This is a genomic window from Streptomyces polyrhachis, assembly GCF_042663125.1.
Taxonomy (GTDB): domain Bacteria; phylum Actinomycetota; class Actinomycetes; order Streptomycetales; family Streptomycetaceae; genus Streptomyces; species Streptomyces polyrhachii.
The window spans coordinates 192,454-207,804 of sequence record NZ_JBHSZO010000004.1 but is presented as its reverse complement, the minus strand read 5'-3'; the positions used below and the strand labels follow the sequence as shown (position 1 = coordinate 207,804).

The 15,351-nt window shown below is 73.9% G+C and carries 13 protein-coding genes; 10 read left to right on the top strand and 3 right to left on the bottom strand.

What is annotated here, in order from left to right; genetic code table 11:
- Positions 1 to 47: 47 nt before the first annotated feature.
- Positions 48 to 656 carry a hypothetical protein gene (locus ACFQLX_RS04365; RefSeq protein WP_386412080.1) on the bottom strand — a complete coding sequence of 203 codons (609 nt, stop codon included), beginning with the start codon at positions 654 to 656 and terminating at the stop codon, positions 48 to 50.
- A 36-nt stretch (positions 657 to 692) separates the two neighbouring features.
- Complete coding sequence (locus ACFQLX_RS04360; RefSeq protein ID WP_386412079.1) at positions 693 to 1,520, bottom strand: RDD family protein; 828 nt, start codon at positions 1,518 to 1,520, stop codon at positions 693 to 695.
- Positions 1,521 to 1,723: 203 nt separating this feature from the next.
- On the opposite strand from ACFQLX_RS04360, the gene ACFQLX_RS04355 reads away from it, so the two are divergent.
- Both ACFQLX_RS04355 and ACFQLX_RS04350 read left to right on the top strand, forming a co-directional pair.
- Entirely contained in the window at positions 1,724 to 2,578 is an 855-nt protein-coding gene (locus tag ACFQLX_RS04355) for a bifunctional methylenetetrahydrofolate dehydrogenase/methenyltetrahydrofolate cyclohydrolase (RefSeq protein WP_386412077.1), read from the top strand.
- Positions 2,575 to 3,000, top strand: a complete 426-nt coding sequence (locus ACFQLX_RS04350) for a DUF3017 domain-containing protein (protein ID WP_386412075.1) — start codon at positions 2,575 to 2,577, stop codon at positions 2,998 to 3,000. Before ACFQLX_RS04355 ends, ACFQLX_RS04350 begins: the two co-directional genes overlap by 4 nt.
- A gap of 191 nt (positions 3,001 to 3,191) precedes the next feature.
- Here the strand turns inward: ACFQLX_RS04350 and ACFQLX_RS04345 are convergent, their stop codons facing one another.
- Entirely contained in the window at positions 3,192 to 3,710 is a 519-nt protein-coding gene (locus ACFQLX_RS04345; RefSeq protein WP_386412074.1) for a peptidoglycan-binding domain-containing protein, read from the bottom strand.
- A gap of 192 nt (positions 3,711 to 3,902) precedes the next feature.
- On the opposite strand from ACFQLX_RS04345, the gene ACFQLX_RS04340 reads away from it, so the two are divergent.
- The 8 genes from ACFQLX_RS04340 to ACFQLX_RS04305 all read left to right on the top strand — a co-directional run bounded on the left by ACFQLX_RS04340 (position 3,903) and on the right by ACFQLX_RS04305 (position 15,274).
- Complete coding sequence (locus ACFQLX_RS04340; RefSeq protein ID WP_386412072.1) at positions 3,903 to 5,099, top strand: sensor histidine kinase; 1,197 nt, start codon at positions 3,903 to 3,905, stop codon at positions 5,097 to 5,099.
- 18 nt (positions 5,100 to 5,117) lie between these two features.
- On the top strand, positions 5,118 to 5,807 hold the full coding sequence (locus ACFQLX_RS04335; protein ID WP_386412070.1) for a response regulator: 690 nt from the start codon (positions 5,118 to 5,120) through the stop codon (positions 5,805 to 5,807).
- A gap of 183 nt (positions 5,808 to 5,990) precedes the next feature.
- The gene (locus ACFQLX_RS04330) at positions 5,991 to 7,487 is read left to right on the top strand and encodes a helix-turn-helix domain-containing protein (protein WP_386412068.1); all 1,497 of its coding nucleotides are present in this window, start codon (positions 5,991 to 5,993) and stop codon (positions 7,485 to 7,487) included.
- 128 nt (positions 7,488 to 7,615) lie between these two features.
- Positions 7,616 to 8,605: a malate dehydrogenase gene (locus tag ACFQLX_RS04325; RefSeq protein WP_386412066.1), complete on the top strand. Its 990-nt coding sequence runs from the start codon at positions 7,616 to 7,618 to the stop codon at positions 8,603 to 8,605.
- A gap of 246 nt (positions 8,606 to 8,851) precedes the next feature.
- Positions 8,852 to 10,441, top strand: a complete 1,590-nt coding sequence (locus ACFQLX_RS04320) for an aldehyde dehydrogenase family protein (protein WP_386412064.1) — start codon at positions 8,852 to 8,854, stop codon at positions 10,439 to 10,441.
- Positions 10,438 to 12,066, top strand: coding sequence for a GMC family oxidoreductase (locus ACFQLX_RS04315; protein WP_386412062.1), 1,629 nt, complete (start codon positions 10,438 to 10,440; stop codon positions 12,064 to 12,066). Before ACFQLX_RS04320 ends, ACFQLX_RS04315 begins: the two co-directional genes overlap by 4 nt.
- Positions 12,063 to 13,214: a quaternary amine ABC transporter ATP-binding protein gene (locus ACFQLX_RS04310; protein WP_386412060.1), complete on the top strand. Its 1,152-nt coding sequence runs from the start codon at positions 12,063 to 12,065 to the stop codon at positions 13,212 to 13,214. The genes ACFQLX_RS04315 and ACFQLX_RS04310 overlap by 4 nt, the downstream gene beginning before the upstream one ends.
- The gene (locus tag ACFQLX_RS04305) at positions 13,211 to 15,274 is read left to right on the top strand and encodes an ABC transporter permease (RefSeq protein ID WP_386412058.1); all 2,064 of its coding nucleotides are present in this window, start codon (positions 13,211 to 13,213) and stop codon (positions 15,272 to 15,274) included. The genes ACFQLX_RS04310 and ACFQLX_RS04305 overlap by 4 nt, the downstream gene beginning before the upstream one ends.
- Positions 15,275 to 15,351 lie beyond the last annotated feature (77 nt).

The window sequence follows — 15,351 nt, the reverse complement described above, 5'->3', positions numbered from 1 at the left end:
GCTCCCCCTGGGGGAAGCGGACCGGCGCCTTCGCCCGTACGACCGGATCAGCCCATCGGATACGCCCCGCGCGGCCGGCGGAACCACTCGGCGCTCTCGCGGTTCGCGCTGAAGACGATCAGCAGGATGCCCAGGACGGCCGTGGCCCAGCCGAGCGGCAGGAAGGTGACCAGCCCGCCCGGGATGGCGAAGGAGCCGTAGACGATGCTGCAGGTACGCACCGCGTTGCCGCCGTTGCGGTACGTCAGCGCCAGCCACACCCCCAGGGCGACGGCGATGACGGTCAGCGCGCACAGCGTGATGACCGTCCCCTCGCCGATGCTCTTGAAGACCTCCGCCTCCCGCTCGTTCCGCAGACCCGCGTCGTCGAACTGCTCGTCGAACGTGGGCAGGGTGACGAACACCGCGTACAGCACGTAGACCAGCTGCAGGCCCGCGATCACGAAGAGGAACACCCGCGACGCCCTGACCTTGCCCGGCATCAGCAGCGGGACGCCGAAGGGCATGCCGCCGCCGGGACCGTAGGGCGCGGGGTAGGCGGGCGGGCCGCCCTGCGGCGGGACGCCGTACGCGCCCGCGCCGTAGGGCTGCGGGCTGCCGTACGCCCCGGGGCTGCCGTACGGGTTGGGCTGCTGGGGCGGCGTGGGCTGGCTCATGGCGGTACGTCTCCTAGGGGTGCCTCGCGGCGGGGGTCAGGGCTTCTTGATGACGACCGTGCCGGCCGCGCGGTCGTGCCAGCCCTGGAGCTTGCCGCTGCCGTCGAAGAACGGCGAGAGGTAGACGAGGAGCTGGCCGATGCCGCAGAGCAGGGAGCCCGCGATCGGGATGATGTAGCGGATGAAGCCGCCGCCCAGTCCGGGGACCTGGCCGTCGGACTCCCGGACCACCTTCAAGCCCATGATCATCTTGCCGAGGGTGGCGCCCTTGAGGGCGATGAACAGCCATTCGTAGAGCAGGGCGAAGGCGGCGAAGACGGCCATCATCAGGAAGAAGGTGGCGATGAAGCCGGCGCCGGCGTCGGTGGCGGCCGCGCTGACGTCGTCCAGGCAGTCCGAGTAGGCGGCGCTCCCCGGCTCGAACTGGGAGCAGTCGGAGATGGACTTCTCGGCCTCGCTGGCGATGCCCAGCGCGCCCGCCAGGCCGATGGCCATCATGATGCCGACGATCACACTCGTGATCACGCCGTCCAGCAGCCGGGCCAGGAAGCGCTGCCCCATCGTGGCCAGCGGCACGGTACCGAAGGGGCCGATGTTGATGTAGCCGTTGTTGGCCTGGACGGTGCCGGGCGGGGGCTGCTGCGGGTAGCCGTAGGAGGGCTGCTGCGGCGGCTGGCCGTAGGGCTGCTGCGGGGCGCCGTAGGGGCTCTGCTGGGGCTGCTGGCCGTAGGGGTCCGCGGGCTGCTGGCCCGGGTAGCCGTAGCCGGGCTGGGGCTGCTGGCCGTACGGCTGCTGCGGCTGCCCGTAGGGCTGCTGGGGCTGCTGTGGCTGGCTGTACGGGTTGTTCGGGTCCGAGTAACTCACGGGAGACTTCCTCCGAGCGGCGGGGACTGGGGTACATGCGAACCGTCGGAGAGCGACCGCGGGCGATTCCCCCCGTGTCATACGCTTGCGGTTCCGGGCCCTACTCTGCTAGCTGCCCGAGTGGGCTGTCCACCCCTTACGTACGCACGCCCGGATCGTCCCCGGATTGGAATCGGGGGCCCGGTATCCGGGAGGATGGGGGTATGACCGCCCAGATTCTCGACGGCAAGGCCACCGCAGCCGCGATCAAGTCCGAACTCGCCACCCGCGTCCAGGCGCTCAGGGCCCGCGGTGTCACGCCCGGCCTGGGCACGATCCTCGTCGGCGACGACGTGGGCAGCCGCAAGTACGTGGCCGGCAAGCACCGCGACTGCGCGGAGGCCGGCATCGCCTCCCTCCAGCGCGAGCTGCCCGCGACCGCCACCCAGGAGGAGGTGGAGGCGGCCGTCCGCGAGCTGAACGAGGACCCCGCCTGCACCGGCTACATCGTCCAGCTGCCGCTGCCGAAGCACATCGACGAGAACCGCGTGCTGGAGCTGATGGACCCGGCCAAGGACGCCGACGGCCTGCACCCGGTCAACCTCGGCCGCCTCGTCCTGAACGAGCCCGCCCCCCTGCCGTGCACGCCCAACGGCATCATCCGGCTGCTGCGGCAGCACGGGGTGCGGATCGCCGGCGCCGAGGTGGTCGTCGTCGGCCGGGGCGTCACGATCGGCCGCTCGATGCCGCTGCTGCTCACCCGCCGCAGCGAGAACGCCACGGTCACCCAGTGCCACACCGGCACCCGCGACCTCGCCGCCCACCTGCGCCGGGCGGACATCATCGTGGCCGCGGCGGGCGTACCGCACCTGATCAAGCCGGAGGACGTCAAGCCGGGCGCCGCCGTGCTGGACGTGGGCGTCTCGCGCGACGAGCACGGGCGCATCACCGGCGACGTGCACCCCGGAGTGGCGGAGGTCGCGGGCTGGATCTCGCCCAACCCGGGCGGCGTGGGCCCGATGACCCGGGCCATGCTGCTGCACAACGTGGTGGAGGCGGCGGAGTTGGCGGCGCGATGAGCACCGTCCGGTCGCAGGCGGGCGACCCCGCCGAGCACCCCCGCTCGCGCCGCCGCCCCGACGTCACGGTCGACACCTCGCGCCCCGAGGGCGGCGGCCGCACGGCCTCCGGCGAATCCCCCGCCCCGGCCCGCCAGTGGCCGATCCTGCTGGTGCTGGGCCTGACGGCGGCGGGTCTGGCCGTGGTCGCCGCGGACAGCTTCCGTATCGGCTGCCTGATCATCGCGGGGGCGCTGCTGCTCGGCGGCGCCCTGCGCTGGCTGCTGCCCAACGTCGGCATGCTGGCGGTGCGCTCGCGCTTCACGGACGTGGTCACCTACGGCGTGCTGGGCACCTCGATCGCGCTGCTGGCGCTGGCGGCGCTGCCGGATCCGTGGATCCACCTGCCGTTCGTCAAGGAGATCCTGCACTCGACGGTCTGAGCGGCGGCGCCCCGGGCGCAGCAGGCGGTGGCCCGACCCCTTCCCCAAGCTCTTCGAGCAGGGGATGCCCCATGAAGCTCTTCGAGCAGGGGATGCCCCATGAAGCTCTTCGAGCAGGGGATACCCCGTCAGGTCGGGCCACCGCCGTTTACCGGCCGTACGCGCTCAGTTCCGCGCATACGGCGTGAACATCAGGCGCAGGTGCGGTAGTTGTAGCCGGCGGCGCGCTTGGCGCCGGTGCGGTCGTAGAAGAGGTAGTGGCCGTCGGCGTCGCGGGAGACGAGGAAGCTGTTGGAGGAGCCCCGGTAGGTGTCGACCGCTCCGTCACCGTTGCTGTCGATGAGGTGGTAGCCGGCCCTGGTGAAGGTCCCCGAGCCGACGACGCCGTCGTCGTCGGTCCCGTGCAACGTCTGCCAGATCTTGGTGGCGGACTGGGTGGCGGGGCCGAATATGCCGTCGATGGAGTTCCAGGCCAGCTTGCCCTCCGCCCAGAGGATCTTCTGCCAGAGGCAGGTGGCGTTCGAGTAGGTGTTCTCGCCGGTCGACAGCCGGCCCTCGTCCTGCCAGTCGTCCGTGAAGGTGCCGCTGCCCTGGACGTAGGCCAACCCGTTGTAGCTGTTGCTCGCCGACGCGGGCGAGGCGGTGAGCGCCGCACCCGCACCGAGGGCGATCACCATGGCGGCCGTGGCGGTCTTCCTGCGAAGTGACATGTTCCGTCTCCTTGGGCTTGGTGTTCTTCCGGACCGAGCGAGGAAGACGTTACGGAGCGCGGCCGTTCCACCGCGTCAGGTGACGGTTGGAGATCCGGCGTGAGAGTCGCGGTAGTGCCGCGTGCGCCTACACCGTCCGGAGTACCGCGCAGGGTTGACGCCGACCGGGGGGCGCCGCCCTACACTGCCGTGATGCGCGTATCCGAACTCCGGCGTTCCCAAACGGTGGACGCCGGTATCGCGCTGGCCTACCTGGGGTGCTCGCTGCTGCTCGCCCGGCAGGACACCGGCGAGGGGTATGCGCCGCCGGACGCCGCCGGGTACGCGCTGAGCGCCGCCATCTGCCTTCCGCTCGCCCTGCGCCGCCGCCGGCCCGTCGCCGTCACGGCGGTGGTCCTCGCGCTGTGGACGCTCTACGTCACCCTCGGCTACTTCCCCGCCGCCAACAGCCTCGCCCCCCTCCTCGCCCTCTACACCGTCGCCGCCACCCGCCCGCTGCGCACCGCCGCCGTCGCCGCCGCCGCCCTGGGCGCGGTCTGGGTCTACGCCGGCGTGGTCGCCCCGCACGGCTCGGTGGCCACCGCCGCCGCGATGGCCGCGGTCATGCCGGCCGTGGTGGTCCGCTTCGGGCAGGCCGCCCGCAGGTCGGAGCGGCGCGGGGAGCGGCTGGCGGAGCTGACCCGCCAGCTGCGCGCCGAGCGCGACGACCGGGCGCGGCGCGCGGTGGCCGACGAACAGGCGCGCATCGCCCGCGAGTTGCACGACGTCATCGCCCACCACTTCGCGGTGATCTCGGTCCAGTCGGGGCTGGCGCGGTACGTCTTCGACGGGAACCCGGAGAAGGCCCGCCGCGCGCTCGCCGTCATCGAGGAGACCTCCGGCGAGGTGCTGGCGGAGATGCGCCGGATGCTGACGCTGCTGCGCGGCGCCTCTACCGCCCCGGCCGACGGGGGCGCCGCTCCCTACGACCCGGTCCCCCGGCTGGACGGGCTGTCCGAGATGGTGGAGCGGCTGCGCGCCGGCGGCCTGGTGGTCGGGCTGGCCGTCGAGGGCACGGTGCGCCCGCTGCCGTCCGGGGTGGGGCTGTGCGCGTACCGGGTGGTGCAGGAGGCGCTCACCAACGTCCTCAAGCACGCCGGTCCGGCTCGTGCCGAGGTGCGGGTGCGCTACGAGCCCCATCGGCTTCAGGTGAGTGTCGCGGACGACGGAAAGGGGGGTAATCCAGCCGTAGTCGGGGCCGGGACCGGCCACGGCTTGATTGGGATGCGGGAACGCGCGAAGCTCTACGGCGGAGCCGTGGAGATCGGCCCACGCCCCGCAGGGGGTTTCGAGGTCCGGCTGACCCTGCCCACCTCCGCCGCGGCGGCGCGGGGGGAGGCCGGCGACTGAGGGGGTTGACCGCGGGGGATGGCCATCCGGGTGCTTGTGGTGGACGACCAGTTCCTCGTACGGGCCGGAATCGTCGGGCTGCTGGAGGCCGCCGAGGGGATCGAGGTCGCCGGAGAGGCGGCCGACGGCGCGGAGGCGGTGGCCGAGGCGGCCCGCTGCCGGCCGGACGTGGTGCTGATGGACATCCGGATGCCCGGGGTCAACGGCATCGAGGCGATGGAGCGGATCCTCGCCTCCGCTGTCGAGCGTGGAGACGACCCCGTTCCCCGCGTACTGATGCTCACCACCTTCGACCTGGACGAGTACGTCTACCGGGCCCTGCGCGCCGGCGCGGCCGGCTTCCTCCTCAAGGACACCGGCCCGGAGCGGCTGCTCGCGGCGGTCGCGGCGGTCGCCGGCGGCGACACGCTCTTCGCGCCGAGCGTGACCCGGCGGCTGGTGGAGGCGTTCACGGCGGCGCGGCCCGCCGACTCCGGGGCGCGGGGCGCGCCGCCGGCGGAGCTGGCGCAGCTCACCGCCCGCGAGACGGAGGTGCTGCGGCTGACCGCGCGCGGGATGTCCAACGTGGAGATCGCGGAGCGGCTGTTCATCACCGAGGCGACGGTCAAGACGCACCTCAACCGCACGATGGCCAAACTGGACCTCGGCAGCAGGGCCCAGGCGGTCGTCCTGGCCTACGAGACCGGCCTTGTGACCGTAGGGGGCTGAGCGACCGCAGGGGGCCGGCGGGCGGAAGGGGCGGGTGGGCTACCACCGACCCCGCCTTTCCCGCAGCGGGTTGGGTATGCCCGTACGCAGGCGGCGGGGGAGCTGCCATGCTGGCGAGGGTGGTCCGCTCCCCTCCGACGGGCAGGCGGACGGCCGGAACGGCGACGGGAGTTGGGGAGGACGATGCCGCGCTGGAAGGAGCTGCCCGAGGAACTCGACCCGCAGATAAGGGAGTTCGCGGAGCAGTTGCGGCGGGTCGTGGACCGCAGCCGGCTGGGTGTGGTCGCCGTCGCGGACCGCACCGGATACAGCAGATCGTCCTGGGAGCGCTATCTCGGCGGGCGGCTGCTGCCGCCGCAGGGCGCGATCGAGGCGCTGGCCGAGGTGACGGGCGCGGAGCCGGGGCACCTGCTGACGATGTGGGAGCTGGCGGAGCGCGCCTGGAGCCGCTCCGAGGCGCGGCACGACCCGACGCTGGAGGCGATCCGCATCGCCCGGGCGCGCGAGGCGCTGGCCGAGGCGGAGTCCGGGCCCGTACGGGAGGAGCGCACGCGCCGCCTGCCGCGACTGGGCCGCGCGCGCCCGCCGCGGGACGCCGGGCCGGAGCGGCCGCCGCGCGTACCGCCGCCGTCGGACGCGCCGCCGCTGACCTCGGGGGCGCCGGTGCGGGTGGAGGGGGCGCGCTCCCGGAACGAGCCCGGGGACGGGCCGCGGGACGCGGTGCCGGGGGAGGCCGACCTGCTGGCGCCCTTCGGCCCCCGGGACGCGGAGCCGCAGGACGCCGCGCCGCGGGACGCAGCCGCCCAGGACGTTCCCGCCCAGGGCGTCCCCGCCAAGGACGTTCCCGCCAAGGACGCCCCGCCGGATCGGTCCGCGTCCGAAGAACCCGAAGAAGAGGCCCAAGTCCCGGCTGCGGGCGAGCCGTTGGGCCGTTCCGCCACCGAGCGGTCCGCCCCTCCCTGGCGGACGAAGGCCCCGGCGGCCGAGGCGGCGGAGGCCCGTACCCCCGAGCACGTGGAGCCCAAGGAGCCCCGCCCCACCCCCGCGACCGCGACCGCCGCCACCTCGGCGACCGCCTCCGCCGCGCCGCCGCCCGCCGAGACCGCCGCGCCCGCCCCGCCCCCGCCCGCCCCACCTCAACCCGCCCCACCTCAGCCCACCCCCCGCCCCTCCCGCCTGCGCCGCACCGCCGGCTTCGTCGCCGTGCTCCTCGTCGTGCTCGGGCTCGGCGCCGGGATCGTCTTCGGCGCCGGCCTCCTCGACGGTACGGACGAGCCCGAGGCCCGCAGGACGCCCAGCGCCTCGCCCAGCCCCGGCGTGACGCTCCCCGAGGGGATCGCCTGCCAGGGCGAGGGCTGCCAGGGGCGCGACCCCGAGACCAGCGGCTGCGGCGGGGAGAACGCCGCGACCACCAGCGAGGCGTACGTCGCCGGCGCCTATCTGGAGCTGCGCTTCAGCACGCTCTGCCAGGCCGCCTGGGCCCGGGTCACCGACGCCCCGAAGGGCGCCGTGCTGACCGCCGGCGGGAAGGCGGGCGACGAGGACCGGGCCGCCCGGATCGAGATCGACGCGAGCGGCGAGGGCTACACGACGATGCTGCCGACCACCGACCCGGCCGTCCTGCGCGCCTGCGTGGAGCCGACGCCCGGGAAGAAGACCTGCGCACGGGCGGTGGAGTGAGGGAGCGGGGGAGGCTCCCGCGCCCGCACCGCCCCCGTTCCGATAGATTGTCCGGCGGCCCCGCCACCGCCCCGCGGGCGAGATCGCAGCGGAGCCGCCGGACCTGAGCCTGCTGGAGTTGAGTTTCCATGACCCGCACCCCCGTGAACGTCACCGTCACCGGAGCCGCCGGACAGATCGGCTACGCGCTGCTCTTCCGTATCGCCTCCGGCCAGCTGCTCGGCCCGGACGTCCCGGTCAAGCTGCGCCTGCTGGAGATCACCCCCGCGCTCGGCGCCGCCGCGGGCACCGCGATGGAGCTGGACGACTGCGCCTTCCCGCTCCTCCAGGGCATCGACATCAGCGACGACCCGAACGTGGCCTTCGACGGCGCGAACGTGGCGCTGCTCGTCGGCGCCCGGCCCCGTACCAAGGGCATGGAGCGCGGTGACCTGCTGGAGGCCAACGGCGGCATCTTCAAGCCGCAGGGCCGCGCGATCAACGACCACGCCGCGGACGACATCAAGGTCCTCGTCGTGGGCAACCCGGCCAACACCAACGCGCTGATCGCCCAGGCCGCCGCGCCGGACGTGCCGGCCGAGCGCTTCACCGCGATGACGCGCCTGGACCACAACCGGGCGCTGTCGCAGCTGGCGAAGAAGACCGGCGTGCCGGTCTCGGAGATCCGCAGGCTCACCATCTGGGGCAACCACTCCGCGACCCAGTACCCGGACATCTTCCACGCCGAGGTCGCCGGCAAGAACGCCGCCGAGGTCGTGAACGACGAGCAGTGGCTGGCGGACGACTTCATCCCCACCGTCGCCAAGCGCGGCGCGGCGATCATCGAGGCGCGCGGCGCCTCCTCGGCGGCCTCCGCCGCCAACGCGGCCATCGACCACGTGCACACCTGGGTCAACGGCACCGCGGCCGGCGACTGGACGTCCATGGGCATCCCGTCCGACGGCTCCTACGGTGTGCCCGAGGGCCTCATCTCGTCCTTCCCGGTCGTCTGCAAGGACGGCGCGTACGAGATCGTCCAGGGTCTGGAGATCAACGACTTCTCCCGCCCGCGCATCGACGCCTCCGTTCGGGAGCTGGTCGAGGAGCGCGACGCGGTGCGCGGTCTGGGTCTCATCTGACCAGGTCAGCGGCCCGCTGAGGCCATCAGCAGCACCTTCGCAGCATCTCGGGGAACCCCCCGTCGGCAGCCGCCGGCGGGGGGTTTTGCGTACGCGATGAGGACGCTCCGGTTCCGCGTGTTCGATAACGAAGCGGTCACGAGTCTTCGGCCGGGGGGCATACCTGTGTCGACCCGGGGCAGGGCACCCGACTGTCCGCCCGTGCGATCCACGGCGGGCGTACGTATGCAAGAAGGGCAAAACAACGTGCGGGTGAAAGAAACCCTCCATATCGACGGCCGGTGGACCTCCGCCGCCGACGGTGCGAGCCGGGAGATCATCGATCCGGCGGACGGCGGTGTGCTGGCGGTGGTCGCCGAGGCCGCGGCGGCCGACGCGGACGCCGCGGTGGCCGCCGCCAGGGCCGCCTTCGATCAGGGACCATGGCCCCGTACGCCGGTGGCCGAGCGGGCCGCGCTGCTGCGCCGCACCGCGGAGCTGCTCCAGCGCGACCGCGAGGAGCTGGCGCTGCTGGAGTCGCGCGACACCGGCAAGACCCTCGACGAGGGCCGGATCGACGTGGACGACGTGACGGCGGCGTTCCGCTACTTCGCGGACCTGGCGGCGGGCGAGCCGGCCGAGCGCGTGGTGGACGCGGGCGGCGACGGGGTGCACAGCACCGTCGTGCACGAGCCGGTGGGCGTCTGCGCGCTCATCACGCCGTGGAACTACCCGCTGCTCCAGGCCAGTTGGAAGATCGCCCCCGCGCTCGCGGCGGGCAACACCTTCGTGGTCAAGCCCAGCGAGGTCACCCCGCTCTCCACCGTGGCGCTGCTCGACCTGCTGGTCGAGGCGGGCCTGCCCGCCGGCGTGGGCAACCTCCTCACCGGCGCGGGCCTGCCCGCCGGCGCGCGGCTCGCCGAGCACCCCGGCGTCGACCTCGTCTCCTTCACCGGCGGCCTGAGCAGCGGCGTCAAGGTGATGCGGGCCGCGGCGCCCGGCGTGAAGAAGGTCGCCCTGGAGCTGGGCGGCAAGAACCCCAACGTCGTCTTCGCCGACGCCTGCGCCACCGACGAGGGCTTCGACACCGCCGTGGACCAGGCGCTCAACGCCGCCTTCGTCCACAGCGGCCAGGTCTGCTCGGCCGGCTCGCGGCTGATCGTCGAGGAGTCGGTGCGCACGCGCTTCGTCACCGAGCTGGCCCGCCGCGCGGACCTGATCCGCCTCGGCCGCGGTACGTCCCGGGGCGCCGAGTGCGGCCCGCTGGTCTCCGCCGCCCAGCTGGCCAGGACCGAGGAGTACGTGGCCTCCGCCCTCGCCGAGGGAGCGGCCCTGCGCTGCGGCGGCGTCCGCCCCGCGCCCACCCCCGACCTCCCGGCCGGCGGCTACTTCTACCGCCCGACCGTCCTGGACCACTGCCACCGCGGCATGCGGGTGATCCGCGAGGAGATCTTCGGCCCCGTCCTGACGGTGGAGACCTTCACCACCGAGGACGAGGCCGTCGCGCTGGCCAACGACACCGAGTACGGGCTGGCCGGCGCCGTCTTCACCGCCGACCCCGAGCGCGGTCGGCGCGTCGCCGCCCGGCTGCGCCACGGCACGGTGTGGATCAACGACTACCACCCCTACCTCCCGCAGGCGGAGTGGGGCGGCTTCGGGAAGTCGGGGATCGGCCGCGAGCTGGGCCCCGCCGGACTGGCCGAGTACCGCGAGAGCAAGCACGTCTACGAGAACCTCCGCCCGCAGCCGGTGCGGTGGTTCGCGGGCGGCCGGGCGGACGGGCGGCCGGAGGAGCGGCCGCACGCGCGACCGGACGGCGACACCCCCGCGAAGAACGAGGAGCAGCACGGAGAATGAGCGCCACAGCACAGACCACCGGAGACGCCCCCGGGCACATACCGGTCCGCACCTTCGACTACGTGATCGTCGGCGGCGGCACCGCGGGCTCCGTCATCGCCTCCCGCCTCGCGGAGGACCCGGCGCTCACCGTCGCCGTCATCGAGGGCGGCCCCAGCGACATCGACCGCCCCGAGGTGCTCACCCTGCGCCGCTGGCTGGGCCTGCTCGGCGGGGAGCTGGACTACGACTACCCCACCACCGAGCAGCCGATGGGCAACTCGCACATCCGCCACAGCCGCGCCAAGGTGCTCGGCGGCTGCTCCTCGCACAACACGCTGATCGCCTTCAAGCCGCTGCCCGGCGACTGGGACGAGTGGGCCGAGGCGGGCGCGCGGGGCTGGGACGCCGCCGCGATGGACCCGTACTTCGACCGGCTGCGCAACAACATCGTCCCCGTCGCCGAATGGGACCGCAACGCCATCGCCCGCGACTTCGTGACGGCCGCGGAGGCGGCCACCGGGGTGCCGCGCGTGGAGGGCTTCAACAAGGCGCCCTTCCACGAGGGCGCCGGCTTCTTCGACCTGGCGTACCACCCGGAGAACAACAAGCGCTCCTCCGCCTCGGTGGCCTACCTCCACCCCCACATGGAGTCCGGCGACCGCCCCAACCTCACGCTGATGCTGAACACCTGGGCGCACCGGCTGCGCGTCGAGGACACCCCTGAGGGGAAGCGTGCGACGGGCGTGCACGTGCGCCGCGAGGACGGCGGCGAGGAGTTCGCCGCCGCCGCCCGCGAGGTCGTGCTGTGCGCCGGCGCGGTGGACACCCCCCGGCTGCTGCTGCACTCGGGCATCGGCCCGCGCGGCGACCTGGAGGCGCTGGGCATCGACGTGGTCCACGACCTGCCGGGCGTCGGCGAGAACCTCCTCGACCACCCCGAGTCGGTCATCGTCTGGGAGACGGACGGCCCGATCCCGGAGAACTCGGCGATGGACTCCGACGCCGGGCTCTTCGTCCGCCGCGACGACAGCGGGCGCGGCCCGGACCTGATGTTCCACTTCTACCAGATCCCCTTCACCGACAACCCCGAGCGCATCGGCTACCAACGCCCCGCGCACGGCGTGTCGATGACCCCGAACATCCCCAAGCCCCGCAGCCGCGGCCGCCTTTACCTCACCAGCGCCGACCCGGCCGTCAAACCCGCCCTGGACTTCCGCTACTTCACGGACGCGGACGGCTACGACGCCCGGACCCTGGTCGACGGCATCCGCATCGCCCGCGAGATCGCCGCCACCGAGCCGCTGGCCGGCTGGCTCACCCGCGAGGTCTGCCCCGGCCCGGAGATCACCGGCGACGAGGAGCTGAGCGCCTACGCCCGCAGCGTCGCGCACACCGTCTACCACCCCGCCGGCACCTGCCGCATGGGCGCCCCGGACGACGGACTCGCCGTCGTGGACCCGGACCTGCGCGTCCGCGGCCTGGCGGGCGTCCGGATCGCCGACGCCTCGGTCTTCCCGACGATGCCCGCCGTCAACCCCATGATCGGCGTGCTGATGGTCGGCGAGAAGTGCGCCGAACTCCTGGCGCAGGTGCCGGACGACCCCTCACTCACGGACGTACCCGTGGAAGGAACCACCCGATGACCACCACCACGACCGAGCAGCCCGCCACCCCCGCGAAGGACGGGGCCGGGGCCGAGGGCCCCGTCTTCTCCGTACGCGGCCTGTGGAAGGTCTTCGGCCCCCGCGCCGGGAGGATCCCCGGCGGCGAGTACGCGGACCTCCCCCCGGAGGAGCTGCGCGCCCGCACCGGCTGCACCGCCGCCGTGCGCGACGTCTCCTTCGACGTGCGCCGCGGCGAGGTGTTCGTCGTCATGGGCCTGTCCGGCTCCGGCAAGTCCACCCTGGTGCGCTGCCTGACCCGGCTGATCGAGCCCACCGCAGGCGTGGTGGAGATCGACGGCGAGGACGTGCGCGCCATGGACCGAGGCCGGCTGCGCGAACTGCGCCGCCACCGCGCCGCCATGGTCTTCCAGCACTTCGGCCTGCTGCCGCACCGCACCGTGCTGGACAACGTCGCCTACGGCCTGGAGATCCAGGGCGTCGGGAAGGCCGAACGCCGCGCCCGCGCCCAGGAGATGGTCGTCAAGGTCGGCCTGGCCGGCCTGGAGCAGCGCCGCCCCACCCAGCTCTCCGGCGGCCAGCAGCAGCGCGTCGGCCTGGCCCGCGCGCTGGCCGTGGACCCCGAGGTGCTCCTCTTCGACGAGCCCTTCTCCGCGCTGGACCCGCTGATCCGCCGCGACATGCAGGAAGAGGTCGTACGGCTGCACCGCGAGGAGGGCCGCACGATGATCTTCATCACCCACGACCTCAGCGAGGCGCTGAAGCTCGGCGACCGGATCGCGCTGATGCGCGACGGCGCCATCGTGCAGCTCGGCACCCCCGAGGAGATCGTCGCCCACCCGGCCGACGACTACGTCCGCGACTTCGTCCGCGACGTGCCGCGCGAGCAGGTCATCTCGGTACGGGCCGCGATGCGCGCCGGTGACTGCGGCGGCGCGGACCACCCCGGCGCCCTCGCCCCCGACGCCATCGTCGCCTCCGCCATCCCGGTCGTCATGGACGTCGGCGGCGCCGCCTGCGTCGTGGCGGACGGGCGCTGCCTGGGCGTCGTGGACCACGAGCGGCTGCTCGCGGTGGTGGCGGGGATCGACACCAGCACCCCGGCGGACAGCCCCTCGGAGTCCCCGCCGGCCGGCTCGGCGCAGGCCGAGGGCAAGGCGGCGGTATGAGCGCCGTACTGGACAAGCCCACCGAGCCCACCGATCCCACCGAGCCCGCAGGGCCCGCTGCTCCGGCCGCCCCCCACGCCGCCGCCACCCCGGCCAAGGCCCCCGGCCCGCTGGCCCGGATGGGTGCGAACCCCCACCTCGTACTCCTCCTGCTGGCGGCCCTGACGGTCGTCGTCAGCGCGGTCGTCACCTCGGCCGGATCCGGCGGCGGCGTCCGCTGGCCCCACGAGCTGACCTACGACCTGCGCACCCCGCTGGACGACTTCAACAGGTGGCTGGTCGACAACCGCACCACCAGCCCCGTCTTCCTCTACGGCCTGCTGCACATCAGCAACTGGGCCGAGTCCTCCGTCGACGGCGTCCAGTCGGCCCTGGAGGCCCTCGGCTTCCTCGGCGTGACCGTCGCCGCCGTGGCGCTGGCCTGGTACGCGGGCGGCGCCGGACCGCGCCGCCGCGCCCTGCGCACCGCCGCCACCGCGCTGGTCACCTTCGCGGTGATCGGACTGCTCGGCGTCTGGGAGCCGGCGATGGAGACCCTCGCGCTGATGGTCGTCTGCGTGGCCGCCTCCGCCCTGGTCGGACTGCTGCTCGGACTGGCCGCCGGCCTCTCGCCGCGCGCCCAGCGCCTGCTCAACCCGGTCTTCGACACCATGCAGGTCCTCCCCGCCTTCTCCTACCTGCTGCCCTTCGTGCTGATCTTCGACATCGGCATCCCCTCGGCCTTCGTCGCCACCGTCATCTACGCCGCCCCGCCGATGGCGCGCCTCACCGCGCTCGGCCTGCGCGGCGCCGACCCCGCCGCGCTGGAGGCCGCCGCCTCGCTGGGCGCCAGCGGCTGGCAGCGGCTGCGCACCGCACGGCTGCCGCTGGCCCGCCGGCAGATGCTGCTGGGCCTCAACCAGACGATCATGATGTGCCTGTCCATGGTCGTCCTGGCCTCCCTCATCGGCTCCGGCGGACTGGGCGAGGAGATCTACCGCGCCCTGTCGGTGGTCGACGTCGGGATGGCGCTGCCCGCCGGTATCGCCGTCGTGCTGCTGGCCGTCTGGCTGGACCGTACGACCGCCGCCGCCGGCGAGCGGCTGGACGACGCCCCCGGCGGGGGCGGCCTGCGCGGCCGCCTCCTGTGGCCGCTGCTCGCCGCCCTCACCGCCGGCGCCGCCGCCCTGGGCGCCGCGCTCGGGCGCCAGGAGTGGCCCGAGGGCTGGACCGTCGCCATCGACGGCCCCGTCAACACGGTGGTCAACTGGATCGAGGACCACCTCGGCTCCGGCGTCCCCGTCCTGGGCGGCACCCTGACCTGGGCCGAGGGCTTCGCCACGTACGTCATCAACCCCCTGCGCGACGCCCTGCAGGCCACCCCCTGGTGGGCGCTGCTGCTGCTGGCCGCCGCCCTGGGCTACGCGGCCGGCCGCCGGCGCGCGGCGCTCACGGCCGCCCTGGCGCTGGGCGCCACCGGCGCGCTGGGCCTGTGGACGCGCTCGCTCGACACGCTCTCACAGGTGATCGCCGCGCTCGCCGTCACCCTGCTGCTCGGCTTCGCACTGGGCGTCCTGGCCGCCCGCTCGGGCTGGGTGGAGCGGCTGCTGCGGCCGGTGCTGGACACCATGCAGACGCTGCCGCAGTTCATCTACCTCATCCCGATGATCGCGCTCTTCAGCGGCGGGCGCACCGCCGGCGTCGCGGCGGCCGTCATCTACGCGCTGCCCGCCGTCGTACGCATCACGGCGCAGGGCCTGCGCGAGGTGGAGCCCGCCGCCCTGGAGGCCGCCCGCTCCCTGGGCGCCTCCACCGGCCAGCAACTGCGCCAGGTCCAGCTGCCGTTGGCCCGCCCGGCGCTGCTGCTCGCCGTCAACCAGGGCGTCGTGCTGGTCCTGTCGATGGTCGTCATCGCCGGGATGATCGGCGGCGGCGCGCTCGGCTTCGACGTCGTCAAGGGCCTCGCCAAGGGCGACCTGGGGCTCGGCATGACGGCCGGCCTCGCGATCGTCTGCCTCGGCGTGCTGCTCGACCGTACGACCCAGCCCGGCGCCGGGGTCCGGGAGCGGAGCCCGCGCTGAGACCCGGGCCGGCCCCGGGCCCGTCCCCACGTACCTGCCCGAGCGGGGAACTCCGCTCACCATGCCCAAGGAGTAGT

Bases quoted from the DNA above. Each gene is read 5' to 3' on its own strand.
- ACFQLX_RS04365 (WP_386412080.1), bottom strand. From the start codon at position 656: ATGAGCCAGCCCACGCCGCCCCAGCAGCCCAACCCGTACGGCAGCCCC.
- ACFQLX_RS04355 (WP_386412077.1), top strand. From the start codon at position 1,724: ATGACCGCCCAGATTCTCGACGGCAAGGCCACCGCAGCCGCGATCAAG.
- ACFQLX_RS04350 (WP_386412075.1), top strand. From the start codon at position 2,575: ATGAGCACCGTCCGGTCGCAGGCGGGCGACCCCGCCGAGCACCCCCGC.
- ACFQLX_RS04345 (WP_386412074.1), bottom strand. From the start codon at position 3,710: ATGTCACTTCGCAGGAAGACCGCCACGGCCGCCATGGTGATCGCCCTC.
- ACFQLX_RS04340 (WP_386412072.1), top strand. From the start codon at position 3,903: ATGCGCGTATCCGAACTCCGGCGTTCCCAAACGGTGGACGCCGGTATC.
- ACFQLX_RS04335 (WP_386412070.1), top strand. From the start codon at position 5,118: ATGGCCATCCGGGTGCTTGTGGTGGACGACCAGTTCCTCGTACGGGCC.
- ACFQLX_RS04330 (WP_386412068.1), top strand. From the start codon at position 5,991: ATGCCGCGCTGGAAGGAGCTGCCCGAGGAACTCGACCCGCAGATAAGG.
- ACFQLX_RS04325 (WP_386412066.1), top strand. From the start codon at position 7,616: ATGACCCGCACCCCCGTGAACGTCACCGTCACCGGAGCCGCCGGACAG.
- ACFQLX_RS04315 (WP_386412062.1), top strand. From the start codon at position 10,438: ATGAGCGCCACAGCACAGACCACCGGAGACGCCCCCGGGCACATACCG.
- ACFQLX_RS04310 (WP_386412060.1), top strand. From the start codon at position 12,063: ATGACCACCACCACGACCGAGCAGCCCGCCACCCCCGCGAAGGACGGG.
- ACFQLX_RS04305 (WP_386412058.1), top strand. From the start codon at position 13,211: ATGAGCGCCGTACTGGACAAGCCCACCGAGCCCACCGATCCCACCGAG.